The following is a 19,546-nucleotide window of genomic DNA, read 5'->3' on the forward strand; positions in this document are numbered from 1 at the left end:
GAGCGCGGACTCGAAAAACGCAGCCAACGAAGGAAAAAATGACAGAAAGGACGGGCGAAAGGCACCGCGACGATGGGATTATGACTTTGGTATTAGGTGCGCTGCGAAAGCGGTCCCGCGTTAGCCTTGCAGCGCCTCGAGCAGCCTGACCGCCGCCATCATGTCGCGCTTGCGGGCCGAACGGCGCGCCACCGCCTCGGCGTCCTGCCCCCAATGCTCGATCTGCCAGTCCTCGTCGACATGGGCCGCGGCCCAAGCTTCCTCGGCGTCGAGCTCGCCGAAATCGACGGCCAAGGCCAGCAGCGCCGATCCGGTCAGCGACGTCATGAGATGGATGGCGGCCAGCCGCATCGGCTCGGCACGCTGGCCAAGATACGCGCCTAGCACGGCGATCGCCTCGCGCGGCTGCTCGACATGGATGACGCCTTCGGCAAGGTTGAAGCGCGCGCCGAGGCTGCCGCGTGCCCAGTCGAGCACCGGATCCCAGAGCTTGTTCTGTCGGTCGACCAGTCCCTGCGGGCCGTCGGCGCGATAGCAAAGAAGATCGGACGAGGCGAAGCGCAGCACGTCTTCCAGCACCGCCTGCGGATCGGAGGCGACGCCGTCGATGGCGGTGTTGACGAGCCGCATGACGGGCATCGTCACGGGATCGATGACCTCGCTCTGCGCGCTGAATTCGTCGGCCACAAGTGACGCAGCCTTTTCGGTCGGCAGCACCATCACGGCCTTGCCCGGCGTGCGCACCGGCCGGCCGTCCAGATGGATGGCAAAACCGTTCTCGACCGGAGCCACCGAAACAGCCTTGTAGAAACGCTTCGGCAGCGGCGTCTTCATCTGGATCTGGGCGCGCCGCACCGGATCAGGATCGGAAAGCAATTTTCCGGCTTCGAGGTCTTCGAGGATGTCGCGCATGCCGAACTCCTTAGAGCAATTCCAGGAAAAGTGTGAAGCGGTTTTCCGTCCGGAATTGCTCCAAGACGAAGAGATAGATCAGCTTGCCGTTCGGCGAGCTGATCTATGGTGTTGGCTGCCTGCGCGCCGACCGGTTGACGATGATCAGCCCGGCCGCGATCAGGCCGAGCGCCAGGATTATCCTGACCGTCGGCGGCTCGCCCAACAGCACCGCGCCACACAGGACGCCGAACACCGGCGACAGGAAGGCGAAGCTCGACAGGCTTGCGGCCGGATAGCGCGTGAGCAGCCAGAACCACAACACATAGGTGAAGGCGACGATATAGAAAGACTGAAACAGCAGCGCCAGTGTCGGCAAGCTAGCCACCGCGCGGATCGGCGGGCCGGCGAAAGGCATCACCAGGACACCGACGACGACGGCGCCGGCCAGCTGGTAGAGCAGCAGTTTCTCCGCACGCGTCTCGACCAGCTTCGACCGCTTTATGAAGATGCTGGTCGCCGCCCAGAGAATGCCCGAGCCGAGACTGAGCAGATCGCCTGTCAGTGTCGCGTCGCTGCCTGCAACGATGCCGTCGGAGAAAACCGCCGCCAGGCCGCAAAAGGCGAGAACAAGCCCACCGAGCTTGCGGGCGTATATGTGCTCGCCGAGCAGGAAATGACCACCGATCAGCACCCAGAAGGGCATGGTGTTGACCAGGAGCGTGTTGCGGGCAACGGTGGTGTATTCGAGCCCGATATAGAGGCAGAGGAACTCGACGCCGAAGAGCACGCCGACGACGATGCCGGCGGCCAGCGTCCCATCCGCCTCGAACAGCTTGATGCCGCGCAGCCGGCACCAGGCGAACACGCAGGCTCCGCCGATGAGCGAGCGTGCGATCGACACGAAGACGGGGTCATAGCCTGCATAGGAGACCTTGGCGGCGACGTAGTTCAGCCCCCAGGAGAAAGTCAGCCCGACCATGATGGCCGCCGCCGCCATGTCGACCGCATCGCGGCGATCCAGTACGGGCGTAGCAGTCAATTTCAGTCCTCCGCGCTCTGCTCGTCGAAGCCGAGCAGGTTCCAGCTCTGGCGCATATGCGGCGGCATCGGCGCCGTCACGTCGATCACGCCCTGGTCCGGATGCGGGATGACGATACGGCGGGCATGGAGATGCAGACGGTTCTGGATGCCGCCTGGGAACTCCCAATTGGTGTCGGCTTCGAAATACTTCGGATCACCGATGATCGGGCAGCCGATATGGGCGGCGTGGACGCGAAGCTGATGCGTGCGGCCGGTGTAAGGTTCCATCTCCAGCCATGACAGCGATTGCGCCGCCTGCTCGACGACGCGGTAGTAGGAGACGGCGTGATCGGCGCCCTTCTCGCCATGCTTGGCGATGCGCACGCGGTCGCCATCGGGCGTTGCCTCCTTGATCAGCCAGGTCGATATCTTGTCCTCGCGCTTTGCCGGCACACCCTTGACCAACGCCCAGTAGGTTTTCTTCGTCTCGCGCGCGCGAAACGCTTCCGACAGCTTCATCGCGGCAAGACGGGTGCGGGCGACGACCAGCACGCCGGACGTGTCGCGGTCGAGGCGATGGACGAGGCGCGGCTTCTCGCCCTTCTGGTTCCGCCAGGCCTCCAGCATGTCGTCTACATTGCGGGTGACGCCGGAGCCGCCCTGCACGGCGAGGCCGGCGGGCTTGTTGAAGACGAAGACTTTCGGGTCCTCGTGCAAAAGCATCTTGGCGAGCACGTCGGCATCGCCCTGGTTGCGGATCGAGTGACCAGTGAGTGGCGTATCGCCCTTCTTGTCGACGTCGAGCGGCGGGACACGCACGGATTGGCCGGGCTCGACACGTGTGTCGGCCTTCACGCGGCCGCCATCGACGCGGATCTGGCCCGAACGCAAGAGCTTTTGCAGGTGGCCGAAGCCGAGGCCCGGATAATGGACCTTGAACCAGCGGTCGAGCCGCATGCCCGCCTCGCCGGCCTCCACCGTGATCTGTTCAACAGCTGCCATGGATACGCTTTTCCGTTTGAAAGCGGCGCCATAGCACTAAGGCGAAGAGGTTGCGAGCCAAAGACCCAACAAAGCGCGACGATTGCCCCAATCGTCGCGCTGGATAGACCAGTCTATTCGCTCAGTTGCCGGAAGATGCTGGCGGAACGGCGCAGATCGTCGAGCGCGTCAGGAATCGTTTCTCGCGGCCATTGTCGAGCGAGAACATGCCGCCCCTGCCCCTCACCACGTCGATGATGAGATCGGTGTGCTTCCACGCCTCATATTGCGAGGCGCTGATATAGACCGGCGTGTCGCCGATCTCGCCGAGCTTCACGTCGCTGTCGCCGATCATGAATTCGCCGCGTGGGTAGCACATCGGCGACGAGCCGTCGCAGCAGCCGCCGGACTGGTGGAACAGAACCGGGCCGTGATCGGCGATGATCTCAGCAAGCAGCGCCTCGGCCTCCGGCGTGGCAGACACTTTGCCCAACGAAGCTTTATCCATCGAACCCTCGTCCAAATGACGGGAGGACGCAGGTCAACCGCGCCCTCCCTTCGCCCTGGGAGGATCAGAAGAAGCCGAGCTTCTTAGGGCTGTAGCTGACCAGCATGTTCTTGGTCTGCTGGTAGTGGTCGAGCATCATCTTGTGCGTCTCGCGGCCGATGCCGGACTGCTTGTAGCCGCCGAAGGCGGCATGCGCCGGATAGGCGTGATAGCAGTTGGTCCACACGCGTCCGGCCTGGATGGCGCGGCCAAAGCGATAGCAGCGGTTCGCGTCGCGGCTCCAGATGCCGGCTCCCAGGCCATAAAGCGTGTCGTTGGCGATCGACAGCGCCTCGTCATCGTCCTTGAAGGTCGTCACGGACACGACGGGGCCAAAGATCTCCTCCTGGAAGATGCGCATCTTGTTGTTGCCCTTGAACACGGTCGGCTTGACGTAATAGCCGCCGGCTAGGTCGCCCGGCAGATGGTTCTGCTCGCCGCCGGTCAGCACCTCGGCGCCTTCCTGGCGGCCGATGTCGAAGTAGGACAGGATCTTTTCCAACTGTTCGCTCGAGGCCTGGGCGCCGATCATGGTGGCCGGATCGAGCGGGTCGCCCTGGACGATCGCCTCGACGCGCTTCAGCGCGCGCTCCATGAACCTTTCATAGATCTTCTCATGCACCAGCGCGCGGCTGGGACACGTGCAGACCTCGCCCTGGTTGAGCGCGAACATGACAAAACCTTCGATCGCCTTGTCGAAGAAGTCGTCGTCTTCGGCCGTCACATCCTGGAAGAAGATGTTGGGCGACTTGCCACCGAGCTCGAGCGTCACCGGAATGAGATTCTGGCTGGCATATTGCGAGATCAGGCGACCGGTCGTGGTCTCGCCGGTGAAGGCGATCTTGGCGATGCGGTTCGACGAGGCGAGCGGCTTGCCCGCCTCCAGGCCGAAGCCGTTGACGATGTTGAGCACGCCCTCGGGCAGAAGGTCGCCGATGAGGTCGGCCCACAGCATGATCGTGGCCGGGGTCTGCTCAGCGGGCTTCAGAACCACGCAATTACCGGCGGCAAGGGCGGGCGCCAGCTTCCACACCGCCATCAGCAGCGGGAAATTCCACGGGATGATCTGGCCCACGACGCCGAGCGGTTCGTGGAAATGGTAGGCGACAGTGTCGTGATCGATCTCGGAGATCGAGCCTTCCTGGCTGCGCAGCACGCCGGCGAAATAGCGGAAGTGGTCGATGGCCAGAGGCAGGTCGGCGGCGGTCGTCTCGCGGATCGGCTTGCCGTTGTCCCAGGTCTCGGCCAGCGCCAAGAGGTCGAGGTTTTCTTCCATGCGGTCGGCGATGCGATTGAGGATCAGCGCGCGCTCCGCAGGGCTGGTCTTGCCCCAGGCGTCCTTGGCTTTGTGCGCGGCATCGAGCGCTGCCTCGATGTCCGCCGCGTCCGAGCGGGCGATTTCACACAAGGGCCGTCCGGTGACCGGCGAGATGTTCTCGAAATACTTGCCGGACTGCGGCGCTACCCACTTGCCGCCGATGAAGTTGTCGTAACGCTTGGCGAACGGAACCTTGGCTGCGCGCGAGAATTCCACCTTGTTCATATCTTCCTCCCGTGAAGGCGCGCCGCGGGATGCGGCGCGTTGGCGGAAGATTTTGCGGATGGTTCTCGCCTTGTCAGCCGGGGGTCGAGCGATCACGGCCGCCGAGTGTCGCAGAACTGCGACAGGTCATTTTGGAAAAATGACAGGTTACATCAAGAAATCAGTGCGGACGGCGGATTTCGAAACGGGCGAGCTTGCGATGCAGCGTCGCGCGCGAGATGCCGAGATTTTGGGCGGCCACCGAGACATTGCCGCCGGCGCGCGCCATCGCCCGCTGCAGCGCGCCGCGCTCGGCGTCGTCGAGGTCTTCCTTCACCCTTGCCTGGTCACCAAGAACGTCGGCAGCCAGCAAGCCCCGGGCCAGGGCTTCGCCCGTAATGGCCAGTGCAAGGCGCGCCGACCGCGTCGCGCCGATCACCAGGTCATCCTGGTCGACCGCGATCAGCGCGCCGGCGCCGCGCTCCGCGACTGGCGCCAAAAGGATGCGGGCGTTGGAATAAACCATGCGGAAATTCTCCGCCTCGATGCGGCGCGCGGCATCGCCAACCGCCACCGAGATGAGCTGGACGAAGCCTTCGGTCAGGTCCGAGCGGCAGGACGATACGTCGAGCGCGGCCGCCAGATTGCCTTCGTGATCGTAGACCGGCGCCGTGGTGCAGCTGAGCAGCGTGTTGCGCGAAAAGAAATGCTGGTCGCGATGGATGGTCAGCGCCCGCTGCTCAGCGATGCAGGTGCCGATGCCGTTGGTGCCTTCGCTGTCCTCGCTCCAGACCGTGCCGGTCCACAGGCCCCATTCGTCGAAGGTTTCGTCATCGGCGACCGCGCCCCGGCGCTCGACGGGGATGCCGTCTCGGTCGGCCAACATCACGCAGCAACCGACGCCGCCGACCGCCTGATAGAGCCGGTTCAGGCTTGTCTCGGCGGCGCGGATCATCCGCTCCATGTGCTGCCGGGCCTGCCGCAATTCGGCTTCAGTCAGCCGCCTGGGCGCCTTGCGCTCGGACGGGTCGAGATGGTGCAGTTGAAGGGAACGCCGCCACGAGGCGACCAGCGCCGAACGGGCCGCGTCGCTCCTGGCGATCGAAGCCTGGACGAAGTCCGCATGACCGGCTGCTTGCGGTCCGCTCAAACCAATCCTCCCAGCGAGCGGGCCTCCTTCCGCTCGTCGTTATATCCATCTGGATATATCCTATGGAAGAGTTTTAGCGGTCGGAGCCTGTCGGCGCTATACGACGTTGGTTCAAGAGTGGGTCCGCCGGTTCGACCGGATGTCGGCCGAACCGCGACAACGAGAAGGCACCGTGATCAGTTGGCGGCGGCCTTCGGCTTGGACGAGCCGATCATCTTCCAGTTCTTGTAGAAGACGGAATTGATGCGCTCCACGCTGACCGAGACGATGGAGAGAAGGCCCGCGATCAGCCTCGGGAACGGAGACGGCCGGATGATGTCGACGAAGACGCAGTAGCGGCGGCCGTCATATTCGTTGACCGAGCGGTGGAACAGCGTGTCGTCGAAGATGAACAGCGGGTTGTCGTACCAGTAGTTCTTCTTGCTGCCGCACTGGACGAAAATCTCGGCCTGCACCGGAATCAGATTGTAGAGGATGCGCAGGCTGAGCCGGAGCGGACCGAAATGCCAGGACGTGGATTCGCGCTTGCTGAAAACGGATACGGCGATCGTCTTGATGTATTTGTAGTCCTTGTTGAATTCAGGAACGTTGTCGATCTTGTGCTTGCCGTACCACTGGTAGACATACATGCCGCGCCGGCCGGCGCCGAAATTGGCGTCGATGTCGGCGATGATCTCGTCCTTGCGGGCCTTGAAGACGCCCAGCACTTCGTTGATCTCGCGCTGATAGTCCTCGGGGAATTGCTCTGGCTTCCAGACGCCGGGGTTGCGGTAGCAGAGAAGGTCGACGATCAGGTTGAACGGCGACAGCAACCAGGTGAACAGGCCATTGCCGAGGAAATAGCGCTCGAACAGGTTCCGGTTCTTCTGGTCGTTGCGCATGACATCGATCAGGCCGCAGACGACCCAGATGGCGGTCAGGATCGGGATGAAGTAGAAGGCGAGCGCGAGAACCACGACCGCGATGGCGGCCTTGCGGAGCGTCTTGACGGTTTGCTTTGTCATTGTCGTTCGCGCGGGAGCGCGATCCTGTTCCATGAGCCAAAATCACGGCGACCCCCGCCAGCCGTGCGTCTTGATAGGATTTTTTGTTACCCGGCACAATGCCGCCGCGCAGGCCCATCAGGCGGCCTACATAAATATTTGAAGTTGCAACTCCACTTATCTCAACGCTCAACCGGCTGACTCCGAGGTGCCGATCGCCGGGCCGTGCAACTCAGCTGTTCCGTTCGCTGCGCAGTTTTGCCCAGTATTCCAGCCGCTTGCGGATATCGCGCTCGAAACCGCGTTCCGGCGGGTCGTAGAAAGTGTGCCGGCCCATTTTCTCCGGGAAATAATCCTGGCCTGAAAACGCGTCCGGCTCGTCATGGTCGTAGCGATAGCCGGCGCCGTAATCCTCCTGCTTCATCAGCTTGGTCGGCGCATTGAGGATGTGCTTGGGCGGCAGCAGCGAGCCTAACTCCTTGGCCGCCGCGGTCGCGGCCTTGAAGGCTGTATAGACAGCGTTCGATTTCGGCGCGGTGGCCAGATAGACGGCGGCCTGGGCGAAGGCGAGCTCGCCCTCGGGCGAGCCGAGATAGTCATAGGCGTCCTTGGCCGCATTGGCGACGACAAGCGCCTGAGGATCGGCGAGCCCGATATCCTCCACCGCCATGCGCACCAGCCGGCGGCCGAGATAGAGCGGGTCCTCGCCGGCATCGAACATGCGGGCAAGATAATAGAGCGCCGCATCCGGATCGGAGCCGCGCACCGACTTATGGAGCGCCGAGATCAGATTGTAATGGCCATCCTGGCCTTTGTCGTAAATCGGGGCGCGGCGCTGGATGACGCGCTGCAGGCCCTCCGGGCCGAACACCTCGCCTTTCTTGGCGGCGCGCCAGACTTCCTCAGCCAACGTCAGCGAGGCGCGGCCGTCGCCGTCGGCCATGCGGATCAGCATCGCGCGCGCCTCGTCGTCGAGCGGCAGCGCCCTGCCCTCGGTTTCTTCCGCCCGTGCCAGAAGCTTGGCGATGCTTTCCTCGCCCAGCGAACGGAAAACCAGCACGCGCGCTCGCGACAGAAGCGCTGCATTCAGCTCGAAGGACGGGTTTTCGGTGGTGGCGCCGACCAGCACCACCGTGCCGTCCTCCATCACGGGGAGGAACCCGTCCTGCTGGGCGCGGTTGAAGCGATGGATCTCGTCGACAAAGAGCAGCGTCTGGCGGCCGTTGGCGCGTCTGAGCTTCGCCGCCTCGAACACTTTCTTGAGGTCCGCTACGCCCGAAAACACGGCAGAGATCTGCTCGAAGGCAAGGTTGGTCTCGCCGGCCAACAGCCGCGCCACCGTCGTCTTGCCGGTGCCGGGCGGACCCCAGAAGATCATCGAGCCGAGCGAACCGGAATCGATCAGCCTAGTCAGTGCGCCGTCGGGGCCGGTCAGGTGCTCCTGGCCGACGACCTCGCCGAGGTTTTTGGGGCGCAGCCGGTCGGCCAGCGGCCGCCCGGGCGGCGCCTTTTCCGGCTCATCGGAACTGAACAGATCGGCCATGCAAGTCTTTTGGTTGAAACGCGATCTTCAGAGATGGGAAGACCGCCTCAGTAGCGCAACACCTGGCGCAGTATCTGCCCGCCGCGCTCGACGGTAAAGCGCCACCAGCGCGTGTCCTGCTGGGCAACCTGTGCCAGCGTCGCCGCGGTGTCGATGGTGGTGCCGTTCACCTCGCGCACGATATCGCCGGGCTGGAAGCCGAAATCGGCTGCCGGCGAATCGCGGCTGATATCGATGACGGTGACGCCCTTGAGATCGGTGCGCAGGCCAAGCCGCTGGGCAAGCCTGGGCGACAGTTCCCCCACCTTGGCACCGGAAAAGGGACTGCGGCCACGCAAGGTGACTTCGCTGGGCTTGGCGCCTTCAGGCGCGCGCTCCAGCGGGATTTCCAGCGTCGCCTGCTGCCCCTTGCTCAACACGGCGAACGTCGCCTTGGTGCCGATCGACAGCGTCGCCATGCGATAGTCGAGCGCCTCGATGCTTTCGACCGGCGTGTTGTTGAGCGACAGGATGACATCGCCTGCCTTGAGCCCCGCCTTGCCCGCCGGCCCAGTGGCGTCCACGGACGATACCAATGCGCCGGTCGGCTTCTCCATGCCAAGCGACTCTGCGATCTGCGGCGTCACCATTTCGAATTCGGCGCCGATATAGGGACGCTCGAAGAAGTCGAGCCCGGCCTTGGCAGCGTCGGCGAAGGCGCGCACCATGTTCGAAGGAATGGCGAAGCCGATGCCGATCGAGCCGCCGCTGCGGCTGTAGATCGCCGTGTTGATGCCGACCAGCTGGCCGCCCATGTTGATCAGCGCGCCGCCCGAGTTGCCGGGATTGATGGCGGCATCGGTCTGGATGAAATAGCCCGAATCCGAAACGCCGATATGGCTGCGGGCGAGCGCCGAGACAATGCCGCTGGTGGTGGTCTGGCCGACGCCGAACGGATCGCCGATCGCGAGCACAAGGTCGCCGACCTCAAGCGCGTCGGAATCGCCGATGGCGACCACCGGAAACGGCTTGTCGGCCGAAATCTTGAGCACGGCGAGATCGAGCGTCTCGTCCTTGAGCATGACCTTGGAGGTGAATTCGCGTCCGTCGGCAGTCGCGACCTTCACCTCGTCTGCGTCCTTGATGACGTGGAAGTTGGTGACGATGACGCCGCTCGGATCGACCAGCACGCCCGAGCCCAGCGAGGACTGCGCGTGCGGCTGGGCGCGGCCGAAAAACTCCTCGAAGAAGGGATCGCCCTCGAAGGGCGACGTCACCTTGGCGGTTTGCGAGGCATAGACATTGACGACGGCCGGTGCCGTCTGCTTGACCAGCGGCGCGAAAGAGAGCTGGACCTGCTCACGGCCGAACGGCACGCGCTTGTCGGGGCCGGACGTGCCGTTCTCGCCCTCGACGCCATGCAGGAGATCGGTAAGCACATCGGAGAGGCCCGGATCGGCCGGCTTGGCGGCATCCTCGGCAAAAGCCTGCCTTGCGGCCGGTGCCGCGGCAAAGACGGACAGCGCGGCAACAAGAAACAGTCGTTTGAGGTGCATTTTCGAATCCCTCCAGATCGGGCGCCATTGTCCTGACGAATGTGCAGAATGAAAGGCTAATGCACACAAATGCGACACTTGTCGCGCAAAAGCTTGAGCCTGGGCGCGAAATTTCGATCACCCGGCTCAAACCGGCTCCAAATGCAAAAGGGGCCCGTAGGCCCCTTGAAGTCATTGACGAAGCCGCGACCTCAGGCGGCCGCGGTTTCCTCATTGGCGCCTTCCGCCTCGAGGCGGGCGCAGTCGGCGGCGCCCTTGGCCGAGGTGTCGCGGTCGACGAACTCGATGACCGCCATGGCGGCGTTGTCGCCCTTGCGGAAGCCCGCCTTCATGATGCGCAGATAGCCACCGTTGCGCTGCGCGTAACGCGGCGCAATCGTGTCGAACAGGCGCTTCACGACCGGCTCGTTGCCGATCTGGGCGATGACCTGACGACGGGCGTGCAGGTCGCCGCGCTTGCCGAGCGTGACGAGCTTCTCGACGATCGGACGCAGGTCCTTCGCCTTCGGCAGGGTGGTGACGATCTGCTCGTGCTCGATCAGAGACACGGCGAGGTTGGCGAACATCGACTTGCGGTGGCTGATGCTGCGGGCGAAACGACGGCCTTTGAAACCGTGGCGCATGGCTCTTTTCCTTCTTCAGTTGTTCAAGAGGCCACGGCCTCTGATGGTTTTCCGCATGACCGTCGGATCGGGCGGCTCACGCCGCCGATCCTTGGAATTCATGCTCAATATTGGTCTTCGTAACGCTTTGCGAGGTCTTCGATGTTTTCCGGCGGCCAGTCCGGCACTTCCATGCCGAGATGGAGGCCCATGGCTGCCAGCACTTCCTTGATCTCGTTCAGCGACTTGCGGCCGAAGTTCGGGGTGCGCAGCATCTCGGCTTCGGTCTTCTGGATCAGGTCGCCGATATAGACGATGTTGTCGTTCTTCAGGCAGTTGGCCGAACGCACCGAAAGCTCGAGCTCGTCGACCTTCTTGAGCAGCGCCGGGTTGAAGGCGAGCTCGGTGACGGCTTCGGTGGCGACTTCCTTCTGCGGCTCGTCGAAGTTGACGAACAGCGCGAGCTGGTCCTGGAGGATACGAGCGGCGAAAGCCACCGCGTCCTCGCCCGAGATCGAGCCATTGGTCTCGATGGTCATGGTCAGCTTGTCATAGTCGAGCACCTGGCCCTCGCGGGTGTTCTCGACCTTGTAGGAGACCTTCTTGACGGGCGAATAAAGGCTGTCGACCGGGATCAGGCCGATCGGCGCGTCCTCTGCGCGGTTGCGCTCGGCCGGTACATAGCCCTTGCCGGTGTCGACGGTGAACTCCATGCGGATCTCGGCGCCCTCGTCCAGCGTGCAGATGACGTGGTCGGGGTTGAGGATCTCGACGTCTCCCACAGTCTGGATGTCGCCGGCGAGCACCGCACCCGGGCCCTGCTTGCGCACGACCATGCGCTTGGGACCATCGCCTTCCATGCGGATGGCGATTTCCTTGATGTTGAGCACGATGTCGGTCACGTCCTCGCGCACGCCGGCGATGGACGAGAATTCATGCAGCACGCCGTCGATCTGCACGGCGGTCACAGCCGCGCCACGCAGCGAAGACAAAAGCACGCGCCGCAGCGCGTTGCCAAGCGTCAGGCCAAAGCCGCGCTCGAGCGGCTCGGCCACCAGCGTGGTCAGCGTCTTCTTCTTCGACGAGAACTCGATCTTGTTCGGCTTGATCAGTTCCTGCCAGTTTTTCTGGATCATAAATGTCTTCCTTCCTTTGCCCCGCCACCATCCAATCGTGGCGGGCGACACGGAAAACCGCGGAGGAACGCCGTGGCGTTCGCGCGGCGCTTAAAAATCAGACGCGGCGCTTCTTGCGCGGACGGCAGCCATTGTGCGGGATCGGCGTGACGTCGCGGATCGAGGTGATGGTGAAGCCGGCTGCCTGCAGCGCGCGAAGGGCCGATTCACGGCCGGAGCCGGGTCCGCAGACCTCGACCTCGAGCATGCGCATGCCGTGTTCCTGCGCCTTCTTGGCGACGTCCTCGGCGGCCATCTGGGCAGCGAAAGGGGTCGACTTGCGCGAACCCTTGAAGCCCTGCGCGCCGGCCGACGACCAGGCAATCGAATTGCCCTGCGCGTCGGTGATGGTGATCATGGTGTTGTTGAAGGTCGAATTGACGTGGGCAACGCCCGACGAGATGTTCTTGCGTTCGCGACGGCGAACACGAGCGGCTTCCTTGGCCATGGTAGTCCTTTCAGTTGATCTCTACACCGCCGTAATGCCAGCGGCTCCACCTTGGTAAGGGAGTAGGGGAATAAGGCAGTAAGGGAGTAGGGAAATGAACGATCCGATTCTCGGACTATTCCCTACTGCCTTACTCCCCTACTCCCTTATTCCCCTAATTACTTCTTCTTGCCGGCGATCGCCTTGGCCGGGCCCTTGCGGGTGCGCGCATTGGTATGCGTGCGCTGGCCGCGGACCGGCAGCGAGCGGCGGTGACGCAGGCCGCGGTAGCAGCCGAGGTCCATCAGCCGCTTGATGTTCATCGAGACTTCGCGGCGCAGGTCGCCCTCGACCTGGTAGTCGCGGTCGATCGTCTCGCGGATCTGCAGTACTTCCGCGTCGGTCAACTGGTTGACGCGGCGGTCCGCCGGGATGCCGACCTTGTCGACGATCTCCTGGGCAAACTTCTTGCCGATGCCGTGAATGTACTGAAGCGCAATGACGACGCGCTTGTTGGTCGGAATGTTGACGCCGGCTATACGAGCCATCTTCTTCTCTTTCTCCATGTGGGCCGGGCGTGCCCGGCGCTGTCAAAGTTGCCCCGCGTCCGGTGGAGGCCGGCCCTTGCGGGAGTTTCCTGGTTCAAAGCGGATGCCTTGCCCGAAAGGGCAAGCAAAGTCCATGCCTGATAGGAAGACGGGCCGCCATACCCCAACGGCCCATTCCAGTCAAGCGCAATCTTCAATTGTCGCAAGCGCGACCTTCGATTGTCGCCAAGCACAATCTCTAATTGTCGGCCCGGCCTACTTCGCCGCGGCCGCGAGCACCTTGCCGATCTCGGTAGTCACACCATCGATACTGGCCATGCCGTCGACGGTCTTGAGCTTACCTTTGGCGTAGTAGTAGCCAGTCAGCGGCGCCGTCTTCTTGTAGTATTCGCGCAGGCGTTCCTCGAACACCGCCGGGTTGTCGTCCTTGCGCACCGGCTGGCCGGCGGCCTTGGCGTCCTCGGCGCGTTTGACAATTCGGCCAACCAGCGCCTTGTCGTCGACGACCAGCTCGATGACGGTGTCGAGCGCAATACCGCGCTCGGCAAGCATCGCTTCGACCGCGTCGGCCTGGACCAGCGTGCGCGGATAGCCATCGAGGATGAAACCCCTGGCGCAATCCGGCTGATCGATACGTTCGGCGACGATGGCGTTGACGATTGCATCCGAGACCAGCTCACCGGCATCCATCACCGCCTTGGCACGCTTGCCAACCTCGGTTCCGGCCTGGACGGCGGCACGCAGCATGTCACCCGTCGAGAGCTGGGGAATGCCGTGTTGTTCTACCAGTCTTTGTGCTTGCGTCCCCTTGCCCGCTCCTGGCGGCCCAAGCAATATCAGCCTCATCTGCTCCTCTTACCCCCGCGCAACTTCGACTTCTTGATCAGGCCCTCATACTGGTGCGCGATCAGGTGGCCCTGAATCTGCGCCACCGTGTCGAGCGTGACACTGACCACGATCAGAAGCGATGTGCCACCGAGATAGAAAGGTACGCCAGTCGCCGAAATCAGGAACTCCGGCAGCAGACATACCAGCACCAGGTAGATGGCGCCGACGACGGTGATACGCGTCAGAACATAGTCGATATATTCGGCCGTGCGCTCGCCCGGACGATAGCCCGGGATGAAGCCGGAATGCTTCTTGAGCTGGTCGGCCGTGTCCTTCGGGTTGAAGACGATCGCCGTGTAGAAGAAGGCGAAGAAGACGATCATGCTCGCATAGAAGATCATGTAGAGCGGCTGACCGTGGCCGAGCGAGGCCAGGACCGTGCTTGCCCAGGCCGGCAAGTTGGTCGCCTGCGAGAAGCCGGCGACGGTCGCCGGCAGAAGCAACAGCGAAGACGCGAAGATCGGCGGGATGACGCCCGAGGTGTTGAGCTTCAGCGGCAAATGCGAGGTATCGCCCTGAAACATGCGGTTGCCGACCTGGCGCTTCGGATACTGGATGAGCAGCCGGCGCTGCGCGCGCTCGAAGAAGACGATCAGCGCGATGACGACGATGGCCAGAACGATGATCGCGAGGATGAGGCCCGTCGACAGCGCGCCGGTGCGGCCGAGCTCCAGCGTGCCGGAGATCGCCCGCGGCAGGCCGGCGACGATGCCGGAGAAGATGATCAGCGAAATGCCGTTGCCGATGCCGCGCGCGGTGATCTGCTCGCCGAGCCACATCAGGAACATGGTGCCGCCGACAAGCGTGACGACGGTCGAGATACGGAAGAACATGCCGGGATCGTTGACGATGCCGTTACCGCCTTCGAGGCCGACCGAGATGCCGTAGGCCTGGATCAGCGCCAGAAGCACGGTGCCGTAGCGCGTGTACTGGTTGATGATCTTGCGGCCCTGCTCGCCTTCCTTCTTCAGCGCTTCAAGCGACGGGATGACCGAGGTCATCAGCTGCATGATGATGGAGGCGGAGATGTAAGGCATGATGCCCAGCGCGAAGATCGCCATGCGTTGCACGGCGCCGCCGGCAAACATGTTGAACATGCCGAGCACGCCCTTGCTCTGCGAGGAGAAGGCCTGTGCGAAGGCGTCGGGATTGATGCCGGGAAGCGGAATGTAGGTGCCGAGGCGGTAGACGAGAAGCGCGCCAACGGTGAACCAGATGCGCTTCTTGAGATCCTCGGCCTTGGCGAAGGCCGCGAAATTCAGATTGGAGGCTAGTTGTTCAGCAGCCGAAGCCATGCCTGATTCTCCGCTAGAGCATGCCGAAAAGTGTGGAGCGGTTTTCGGACAACGTCATGCTCTACTTCTTTTGATTTCCATGTCACGCTCGATGCCGCAGCTCAGGCGGCGCGTGTCACCGAAGCTCACGAGATAAGCTCCGGACCGTAAACATGCAAGCGGCCGCGTTGACGCGGCCGCCCAATTCATCTGATCAAAGCGCGGTTCGACGGAAAATGCGAAATCATCCCGGTCGGCCGCGCTTCAAATCGCCGTTACTCGGCGGCGGCCGCTTCCGGCAGCTTCACCGAACCACCGGCCTTCTCGATCTTCTCGATAGCGGCCTTGGAGGCGCCAGCGACGTCGAAGGAGAGCTTGGCCTTGAGCTCGCCGTCGGACAGCACGCGCACGCCGTCCTTGGCGCGGCGGATGACGCCGGCGGCAACCAGGGTCTCGGCCGTCACGGCCGCCTTGGCGTCGAGCTTCTTGGCATCGATCGCCGCCTGGATCTTGGCCAGCGACACAACCGCGAAGCTCTTGCCGAACAGATTGTTGAAGCCGCGCTTCGGCAGGCGCCGGTAGAGCGGCATCTGGCCACCCTCGAAGCCGTTGATGGCAACGCCCGAGCGAGCCTTCTGACCCTTGACGCCGCGACCGGCGGTCTTGCCCGAGCCGGAGCCGATGCCGCGACCGAGGCGCTTCCTGGAATGCGTGGCGCCGTCCTTGTCACGCAGATCGTTGAGTTTCATCATTCTTCTCCTGCGCTTCCGTTCAGGCCTCGTCCACGACGCGGACGAGGTGCTGGACGGCGGCGATCATGCCGCGCACCGAAGGGGTATCTTCCAGCGTGCGCCGCTTGTGCATCTTGTTCAGGCCGAGGCCGACCAGCGTCGCGCGCTGCTCCTTCGGCCGGCGGATCGGGGAGCCGATCTGCTCGACGGTGATGGTCTTGGTAGCTTTCTTGGCCATGGTCGAAATCCCTGGTCAGCGTCGACTATTCTTCAGCCGCAACGGCGGTGCCGCGGCGGGCCTGAAGGGTCGAGTACTTGATGCCGCGCGCGGCAGCCACATCCTTCGGATGCATCTGGCTCTTCAGCGCGTCGAAGGTGGCGCGAACCATGTTGTAGGGGTTCGACGAACCCATCGACTTGGCGACCACGTCATGCATGCCGAGCGTCTCGAAGACGGCGCGCATCGGGCCGCCGGCGATGATGCCGGTACCCTGCTTGGCGGCGCGCAGCAGAACGCGCCCTGCGCCCCAGCGGCCCTCGACGTCGTGATGCAGCGTGCGGCCCGAACGCAGCGGCACGAAGATCATGTCGCGCTTGGCCGATTCGGTCGCCTTGCGGATCGCTTCCGGCACTTCGCGCGCCTTGCCGTGGCCGAAGCCGACGCGGCCCTTCTGGTCGCCGACGACGACGAGAGCAGCAAAGCCGAAACGACGGCCGCCCTTCACCACCTTGGCGACGCGGTTGATGTGGACGAGCTTGTCCACCATGCCGTCGTCACGCTCTTCGCGTTCACGCTCGCGGCCGCGGCCGCCTTCTCTACGTTCCTGTGCCATATCCTAGTCCTTGTTCTTTTCCGGAAGCACGGGTTACTGTTTGCCGATGCCGCTTTGGGTCATCGGCGGCGAACTTTTCCTTTGCATGATCTTGTCCGAAAAGTCTGCAACTTTTCGGGACCACGCATCAGAAGCTGAGACCGCCTTCGCGGGCAGCTTCGGCCAGCGCCTTGACGCGGCCATGATAGATGTACGGGCCGCGATCGAAGACGACTTCCTTGACGCCTGCCTTCGAAGCGCGCTCGGCGATCAGCTTGCCGACGGCTGCAGCGGCGGCGGTGTCGGCGCCGGTCTTGAGCGAACCCTTGAGGTCCTTCTCGAGCGTCGAGGCAGCAGCCAGCGTATGGCCGTTGGCATCGTCGATGACCTGGACATAGATGTTCTTCGAGGTGCGGTGCACCGAAAGCCGCGGACGCGTGCCGGCGACCTTCTTCAACTGGCGGCGTACGCGCTGCGCGCGGCGCTGGATGGTTTCTTTAGGGCTTGCCATAATGTCAGTTCCTTGCCTTCAGAAAACGGGGGCAACCCTGTGCGGTAGGCCAAGCCTCCCGCGGCCGCTCCCCGCGGCGTTGCACGTCTCGAGCCTGGCCCCTTCCGAAAAGCCTGCAGCTTCTCGGGGCCAAGCCTATTACTTCTTCTTGCCTTCCTTGCGCACGATGCGCTCGTCGGCATAGCGCACGCCCTTTCCCTTGTAGGGCTCGGGACCGCGATATTCGCGGATCTCGGCGGCGACCTGGCCGACCTGCTGCTTGTCGATGCCCGAGACCGTGATTTCGGTCGGCTTCGGCACCGTGATGGTGATGCCCTGCGGCGTCTCATAGACCACGTCGTGGCTGAAGCCGAGCGCGAGCTGCAGGTTCTTGCCCTGCAACGCCGCACGATAGCCGACGCCGGTGATCTCGAGCTTCTTCTCGAAGCCGTCCTTCACGCCCTGCAGGATGTTGACGATCTGCGTGCGCGACATGCCCCACTTGGAGCGGGCGGTCTTGGTCTGGTCGCGCGGCTCGACGGAGATCTCGTTGTTCTCCATCTTGACCAGCACTTCGTCGTTCACCACGAACTTCAGCTCGCCCTTCGGGCCCTTCGCCGTCACGGTCTGGCCGTTGACGGAAGCGGTCACGCCCTGCGGCAGCGAAACGGGTTTCTTTCCGATACGAGACATTTTGTTGTCCTCGTCACTTCTTTGGTTTCAGGTTCCAGTTCCCGGGCGCGATCCCGAGAACCGAAGCCCATTCATCAATCTCTTGGCCGATCAGAAGATCTGGCAGAGGATCTCACCGCCGACATTCTGCTCGCGCGCTTCATGGTCGGCCATGACGCCCTTCGGCGTCGAAAGGATGGCGATGCCGAGACCGTTGGCGACCTGCGGGATCGACTTGGCAGAGACATAAACGCGGCGGCCAGGCTTCGAGACGCGCTCGATTTCGCGCACGACCGGAGCGCCGTCGAAATACTTCAGCTCGATCTCGATTTCCGACTTGCCGTTTTCGAAATCGGTCTGGCTGTAGTCGCGGATATAGCCTTCCGACTTCAGCACTTCGAGAACGCGGGCGCGCAGGCGCGAGGCCGGGGTCGAGACGCTCGACTTCTTGCGGCCGTAGGCGTTGCGGATGCGGGTCAGCATATCGCCGAGAGGATCGCTCAATGACATCTCAGTGTCTCCTTACCAGCTCGACTTGACCAGGCCCGGGATCTGGCCGGTATTGCCCAGATCGCGAAGCGCGATACGCGAAAGCTTCAACTTGCGGTAATAGGCGCGCGGACGGCCCGTCACTTCGCAGCGGTTGCGGATGCGGATCTTGGCCGAGTTGCGCGGCAGCGCCGAAAGCTTCAACTGGGCGCGGAAACGCTCTTCCATCGGCTTGGACTGATCCATGATGATGGCCTTGAGCGCCGTGCGCTTGGCGGCGTACTGATCGGCGAGCTTGCGGCGCCGGTTGTTCTTCTCGACTGAGCTGGTCTTTGCCATTTCAGATTTTTCCTTTTTCGCTGCCGTTACTGGCGGAAGGGGAAGTTGAAGGCCTTGAGCAGAGCTCTCGCCTCGTCGTCCGTCTTCGCCGTCGTACAAACGATGACGTCCATGCCCCAGACCTGATCAACCTTGTCGTAGTTGATCTCCGGGAACACGATGTGTTCCTTGATGCCCATGGCGTAGTTGCCACGGCCGTCAAAGCTCTTCGGGTTCAGTCCGCGGAAGTCGCGAACGCGCGGCAGCGCGATGTTCACGAGGCGGTCGAGGAACTCGTACATGCGTTCCTTGCGCAGCGTGACCTTGGCGCCGATCGGCATGTTCTCGCGCACCTTGAAGCCTGCAATCGAGTTGCGGGCGCGGGTGACGACGGCCTTCTGGCCGGCGATCAGCGCGAGATCCTCGGCCGCGACCGAGGGCTTCTTGGAATCGGCGGTCGCTTCGCCGACACCCATGTTCAGCACGATCTTGTCGATGCGCGGAACCTGCATGTCGTTGTCGTAGCCGAACTGCTCCTGCAGCGCCTTGCGGATGGTCTCGTTGTAGACCTTCTTGAGGCGCGGCTCGTTCTTGGCAGCCGCCTGCTTGGTTTCAGCCTTAGCCATTGATGACTTCTCCCGAACGCTTGGCGACGCGCACCTTCTTGCCGTCCTTCTGGATGGTGAAGCCGACGCGGGTCGGCTTGCCGTCCTTGGGGTCGGCCAGCGCGATGTTCGACAGGTGGATCGGCGCTTCCTTGGTGATGATCCCGCCCTCTTGGGACTGGGTCTGCTTCTGGTGACGGCGAATGAGGTTCACGCCGCGGACGACCGCGGTGTCTTCCTTCGGCTGCACCGACAGGACTTCGCCCGAACGGCCCTTGTCCTTGCCGGCAAGCACGACAACCTTGTCGCCTTTTCTGATCTTTTGCATTGGTCCGGCTCC

24 protein-coding genes are annotated in these 19,546 nt (G+C 63.2%); all 24 read right to left on the reverse strand.

Features of this window, described 5'->3' with window-relative positions; translation table 11 throughout:
- Positions 1–120 precede the first annotated feature (120 nt).
- On the reverse strand, positions 121–912 hold the full coding sequence (locus RFM41_RS10850; RefSeq protein WP_320245238.1) for an ATP12 family chaperone protein: 792 nt from the start codon (positions 910–912) through the stop codon (positions 121–123).
- A 103-nt stretch (positions 913–1,015) separates the two neighbouring features.
- On the reverse strand, positions 1,016–1,891 hold the full coding sequence (locus tag RFM41_RS10855; protein WP_320245487.1) for a DMT family transporter: 876 nt from the start codon (positions 1,889–1,891) through the stop codon (positions 1,016–1,018).
- Between the two features lie 44 nt (positions 1,892–1,935).
- The gene (locus tag RFM41_RS10860) at positions 1,936–2,916 is read right to left on the reverse strand and encodes an RluA family pseudouridine synthase (protein WP_320245239.1); all 981 of its coding nucleotides are present in this window, start codon (positions 2,914–2,916) and stop codon (positions 1,936–1,938) included.
- A gap of 121 nt (positions 2,917–3,037) precedes the next feature.
- A complete protein-coding gene (locus RFM41_RS10865) occupies positions 3,038–3,403 on the reverse strand; it encodes a DUF779 domain-containing protein (protein WP_320245240.1) in 366 nt (121 codons plus the stop codon).
- Between the two features lie 64 nt (positions 3,404–3,467).
- Entirely contained in the window at positions 3,468–4,985 is a 1,518-nt protein-coding gene (gene adh / locus RFM41_RS10870; protein ID WP_320245241.1) for an aldehyde dehydrogenase, read from the reverse strand.
- Between the two features lie 160 nt (positions 4,986–5,145).
- Positions 5,146–6,114, reverse strand: a complete 969-nt coding sequence (locus RFM41_RS10875) for a GAF domain-containing protein (protein WP_320245242.1) — start codon at positions 6,112–6,114, stop codon at positions 5,146–5,148.
- Between the two features lie 176 nt (positions 6,115–6,290).
- On the reverse strand, positions 6,291–7,118 hold the full coding sequence (locus RFM41_RS10880) for an aspartyl/asparaginyl beta-hydroxylase domain-containing protein (RefSeq protein ID WP_320245243.1): 828 nt from the start codon (positions 7,116–7,118) through the stop codon (positions 6,291–6,293).
- A gap of 211 nt (positions 7,119–7,329) precedes the next feature.
- Complete coding sequence (locus RFM41_RS10885; RefSeq protein ID WP_320245244.1) at positions 7,330–8,640, reverse strand: replication-associated recombination protein A; 1,311 nt, start codon at positions 8,638–8,640, stop codon at positions 7,330–7,332.
- Between the two features lie 47 nt (positions 8,641–8,687).
- Positions 8,688–10,175: a DegQ family serine endoprotease gene (locus RFM41_RS10890; RefSeq protein WP_320245245.1), complete on the reverse strand. Its 1,488-nt coding sequence runs from the start codon at positions 10,173–10,175 to the stop codon at positions 8,688–8,690.
- A gap of 191 nt (positions 10,176–10,366) precedes the next feature.
- Positions 10,367–10,798, reverse strand: a complete 432-nt coding sequence (gene rplQ / locus RFM41_RS10895) for a 50S ribosomal protein L17 (RefSeq protein WP_320245246.1) — start codon at positions 10,796–10,798, stop codon at positions 10,367–10,369.
- 104 nt (positions 10,799–10,902) lie between these two features.
- Entirely contained in the window at positions 10,903–11,913 is a 1,011-nt protein-coding gene (locus tag RFM41_RS10900) for a DNA-directed RNA polymerase subunit alpha (protein ID WP_040994640.1), read from the reverse strand.
- 97 nt (positions 11,914–12,010) lie between these two features.
- Entirely contained in the window at positions 12,011–12,400 is a 390-nt protein-coding gene (rpsK, locus tag RFM41_RS10905) for a 30S ribosomal protein S11 (protein WP_006205444.1), read from the reverse strand.
- A gap of 158 nt (positions 12,401–12,558) precedes the next feature.
- The gene (rpsM, locus tag RFM41_RS10910; protein ID WP_027170351.1) at positions 12,559–12,927 is read right to left on the reverse strand and encodes a 30S ribosomal protein S13; all 369 of its coding nucleotides are present in this window, start codon (positions 12,925–12,927) and stop codon (positions 12,559–12,561) included.
- A 255-nt stretch (positions 12,928–13,182) separates the two neighbouring features.
- Positions 13,183–13,773, reverse strand: coding sequence for an adenylate kinase (locus RFM41_RS10915; RefSeq protein WP_320245247.1), 591 nt, complete (start codon positions 13,771–13,773; stop codon positions 13,183–13,185).
- A complete protein-coding gene (gene secY / locus RFM41_RS10920; protein WP_320245248.1) occupies positions 13,770–15,110 on the reverse strand; it encodes a preprotein translocase subunit SecY in 1,341 nt (446 codons plus the stop codon). Before secY ends, RFM41_RS10915 begins: the two co-directional genes overlap by 4 nt.
- Before the next feature lie 254 nt (positions 15,111–15,364).
- A complete protein-coding gene (gene rplO, locus RFM41_RS10925) occupies positions 15,365–15,838 on the reverse strand; it encodes a 50S ribosomal protein L15 (protein ID WP_320245249.1) in 474 nt (157 codons plus the stop codon).
- 22 nt (positions 15,839–15,860) lie between these two features.
- Complete coding sequence (rpmD, locus tag RFM41_RS10930; RefSeq protein WP_027170355.1) at positions 15,861–16,058, reverse strand: 50S ribosomal protein L30; 198 nt, start codon at positions 16,056–16,058, stop codon at positions 15,861–15,863.
- A 25-nt stretch (positions 16,059–16,083) separates the two neighbouring features.
- On the reverse strand, positions 16,084–16,653 hold the full coding sequence (gene rpsE / locus RFM41_RS10935) for a 30S ribosomal protein S5 (RefSeq protein ID WP_027046810.1): 570 nt from the start codon (positions 16,651–16,653) through the stop codon (positions 16,084–16,086).
- Positions 16,654–16,780: 127 nt separating this feature from the next.
- Entirely contained in the window at positions 16,781–17,143 is a 363-nt protein-coding gene (gene rplR / locus RFM41_RS10940; RefSeq protein ID WP_140802997.1) for a 50S ribosomal protein L18, read from the reverse strand.
- Between the two features lie 138 nt (positions 17,144–17,281).
- Positions 17,282–17,815 carry a 50S ribosomal protein L6 gene (gene rplF / locus RFM41_RS10945; RefSeq protein ID WP_042642203.1) on the reverse strand — a complete coding sequence of 178 codons (534 nt, stop codon included), beginning with the start codon at positions 17,813–17,815 and terminating at the stop codon, positions 17,282–17,284.
- Between the two features lie 90 nt (positions 17,816–17,905).
- On the reverse strand, positions 17,906–18,304 hold the full coding sequence (gene rpsH / locus RFM41_RS10950; protein ID WP_042642201.1) for a 30S ribosomal protein S8: 399 nt from the start codon (positions 18,302–18,304) through the stop codon (positions 17,906–17,908).
- Positions 18,305–18,316: 12 nt separating this feature from the next.
- A complete protein-coding gene (rpsN, locus tag RFM41_RS10955; RefSeq protein WP_042642199.1) occupies positions 18,317–18,622 on the reverse strand; it encodes a 30S ribosomal protein S14 in 306 nt (101 codons plus the stop codon).
- 26 nt (positions 18,623–18,648) lie between these two features.
- Positions 18,649–19,227: a 50S ribosomal protein L5 gene (gene rplE / locus RFM41_RS10960; RefSeq protein ID WP_320245250.1), complete on the reverse strand. Its 579-nt coding sequence runs from the start codon at positions 19,225–19,227 to the stop codon at positions 18,649–18,651.
- Positions 19,220–19,534 (reverse strand): 50S ribosomal protein L24, encoded by a 315-nt coding sequence (rplX, locus tag RFM41_RS10965; RefSeq protein ID WP_040983021.1) that lies wholly within the window; start codon positions 19,532–19,534, stop codon positions 19,220–19,222. Before rplX ends, rplE begins: the two co-directional genes overlap by 8 nt.
- Between the last annotated feature and the right edge of the window lie 12 nt (positions 19,535–19,546).

Origin of the sequence: Mesorhizobium vachelliae (assembly GCF_033977325.1) — a bacterium.
GTDB lineage: Bacteria > Pseudomonadota > Alphaproteobacteria > Rhizobiales > Rhizobiaceae > Mesorhizobium > Mesorhizobium vachelliae.